At 68.8% G+C, this 2,692-nt stretch carries 3 protein-coding genes; 1 reads left to right on the top strand and 2 read right to left on the bottom strand.

Annotation, left to right across the window (positions count from 1 at the left end; translation table 11 throughout):
• Positions 1–606: TetR/AcrR family transcriptional regulator (locus tag E1218_RS35380; protein ID WP_132327390.1), on the bottom strand; the 606-nt coding region annotated here is incomplete at its 3' end.
• A 60-nt stretch (positions 607–666) separates the two neighbouring features.
• On the opposite strand from E1218_RS35380, the gene E1218_RS35375 reads away from it, so the two are divergent.
• A complete protein-coding gene (locus E1218_RS35375; RefSeq protein ID WP_132327389.1) occupies positions 667–966 on the top strand; it encodes a hypothetical protein in 300 nt (99 codons plus the stop codon).
• Positions 967–971: 5 nt separating this feature from the next.
• Here the strand turns inward: E1218_RS35375 and E1218_RS35370 are convergent.
• A partial coding sequence (locus tag E1218_RS35370; protein ID WP_132327388.1) for a beta-L-arabinofuranosidase domain-containing protein occupies positions 972–2,692 on the bottom strand: 1,721 nt, incomplete at its 5' end.

Genomic DNA, 2,692 nt, shown 5'->3' with positions numbered 1-2,692 from the left:
GGTCCCGGTGGCCCATCGGACCCAGCTGTCGTGCGACCAGCTGCGGTTGCGGACGAGCAGCAGGTAGAGCTCTGGACTGAGGATCGCGTACAGAATGTCGGCCGCCTCCTGGGTGGTCAGGCCTTGGCGCGCGCCCGGCTTGGTGACGAGCGCCGCGGCGGCCGCGCGCTGGACGACGTACCGCATGTCCTCGTCCTGCGGCCAGAGAGTGGAGACCTCGGGGTCGTTGGCGACGGCGGCCTCGAGGACGCGCATGATCGGGGAGATCCGCTCCAGAACCGCGCTCGACCCCGGGACGAAGCGGCTGAGCAGCTCCTCGGCCGTATCCGCGGCGACTGCCTCGGTGAACCACGGCCGGTCCATGGTGGCGACGGGCTCGCTGTCACCGGCGATGGTGACGTCCACCAATTCCTTGAGCAGCGCGCGCTTGTTGCCGAAGACGAAGTAGATCGTCTGGACGGCGACGCCGGCCTTGTCCGCGACGTCCTGGAGGTTGGTCGCGCCGTAGCCGTCCTCGACGAACAGCTCGGTCGCGGCCTGGATGATCCGGCGCCGCGTCTCCTGTGCCTTCTCCGTGCGCTTGTTGATCCGCTTGACAGGGGTCATGACTAGAGTCTATCTCTAGATTCACTCGCTATACACTAACTCTAGTGAAAGGTTCTGGTCATGACTCTCATCGCGGTGACGCGGTTCGAGGCGGTCGACACGGTGACGGCCGACGAGGTGCGCGACCGGCATACCGCGCTGGTCGGGGCGGTCCGGGCAGCGCGGCCGGGCCTGACGGAGGCGCGTCTCGGTCAGCTTGACGACGGCCAGTGGGTCGGCGTGTGGCGCTGGGACTCCGCGGACACGCTGAAGGCGGTCCGTGAACTCGTGCCGACGATCCCAGAGGTGAAGCAGGCGTTCGAGCTGGTCCGGGAGGGGTCTGCCGTCGTCGACGAGATCACGGTCGTCGACGAGCTCTGACCGGCTCAGTGCGTCGTCGGAAGTTCGGTGACGCGGAGCTTCGCCGTGCCGTAGGGGACGAAGGTCAGTTCCTCGGACGGACCGGTCGTGGTGACCGGGCTGGGCGGGGGTGCGGCAGCAGCGCCGTGCTCGAGTGTCCAGTCCGGCACCAGGCGGCCGTTGACGCGGAGCCGGATCGGCGACTCCGTGAACGGGTGCCCGTTGAGGTGCTCGCGCACCACGCGGCTGCCCGACAGGTCGACGGCGTAGTTCCAGGGAGCGGTCGGGTGGACCTCGTAGGTGGCGTGCGGCTCCTCGCCGCCGATCTTGGTCCACTTCTGCGGCACGGCCAGCGAGAACACGAGTGGACCGCGTTCAAAGGCAACAGCGCCCGCCGGTCGGGAAACCGCCGTGACGTCGGCTCCGAGGTGAAGCCGCAGAGTGTGATCCCCCGAGACGACGACCTCGTGCACGGCTCCGGGCGGGAGCGCGACCGGAACCTCGTCGTCAGTGGCCAAGGTGGCGTCCACCGCCCAGCCCGGGATGCGCAGCCGCAATCGGCCCGACCCACGGACGCTGATCTCCACGTCGTCCTCGAAGGGGTACGACGAGGAGACGTCGACCGCCAGACCGTCGTACGAGAACGAGCAGGGCGCGTAGGAGAGCGCGGTCAGGGCGCCGTCGTCGGATCGCATCCAGAGGTGGGTGGTGAAGCGCGGCCAGCCCTGGTGACGGTTGGCCGTGCAGCAGCCGAAGTGCGGTTCGAGACCGAAGACGTTCGCGTCGGGTCCGTTGTTCGTGTACACGCGGTCGTCGGTGACGTGGCAGACGACCTGGTTGGCCTGCTGGACGTACTGGTGGGCCCACTCGTCGGCCGACGTAGTCGCGGGCAGGGCGTTGAAAGCGAGCCGTTCCACCAGCGCCGCGATCGGCTCGACCGCGCCCCAGGACTCGAGGGCGACCTCGAGGGACGCGAGCTGCTCGACCACCGTGCAGGTCTCGGTGCCCTGGCTCGGATGCCGGCCGGCCAGGTGCTCGTCGCAGCTGAACAGTCCGCTCGGCTGGCCGTGATACTCCTCCAGCGCCAAGATCATCCGCAGCAGCCGGGTCTGCTGGTCGTCGCCGGAGTGCCGCCACCAGACCGGCATCGCCTTCAGCCCCATTGCCACGTTGACGCCGTGCGACGACAGGTAGACGTCGTTCATCCAGACGCCGTCGTGCTGCTCCTTGAGCGCGAGCAGCGTTGCCTCCGTCACCTTGTCCCGGAACGGCAGGTCGTCGGCGAACCCGAACCAGTCGAAGCCCTGCGCTCTGCACTTCGCCGCCAGCGGCAGCAGCCAGTCCTCGCCGGTGAGGTCGTGCACCTGGTGGATCACCCAGACGACATCGGTCCACCGCGACCGCGCCCACTCCTGTAGCGGCCACTCGTCGAGCAGTACGTCGAGCAGCCGCAGGAACCGTACTGCGGCCTGGACCACCCGCTCGTCACCGGTCGCGTCGAGGTGCTGGAGCAGAGCCTTCAGCACGATGATCCGCGGCCAGACGTCATGGTCCCCGTACGTCGCCTCACCGGAACGCGGCCCGAACCACCCATCCGCGTGCTGGTGCTCCAGGATGTGGTCCACCCACCGCCGGACCTTGGCCTTCAGCCGGTCGTCGTCAAGGAGGTAGGCGATCCCGGTGATCCCGTCGAGCCAGTACGGCCCGCGTTCCCAGCCCTCGGCGTCGCCGCCGATCCAGCCGCTGC

Source organism: Kribbella turkmenica, assembly GCF_004348725.1.
GTDB classification, from domain to species: Bacteria; Actinomycetota; Actinomycetes; order Propionibacteriales; family Kribbellaceae; genus Kribbella; species Kribbella turkmenica.
The sequence above is the reverse complement of the archived record's forward strand: the minus strand, read 5'-3'. Positions and strand labels throughout refer to the sequence as shown.

What these genes read in the sequence shown, in the direction of transcription:
- E1218_RS35375 (WP_132327389.1), top strand. Translation starts at nt 667, where the DNA reads ATGACTCTCATCGCGGTGACGCGGTTCGAGGCGGTCGACACGGTGACG.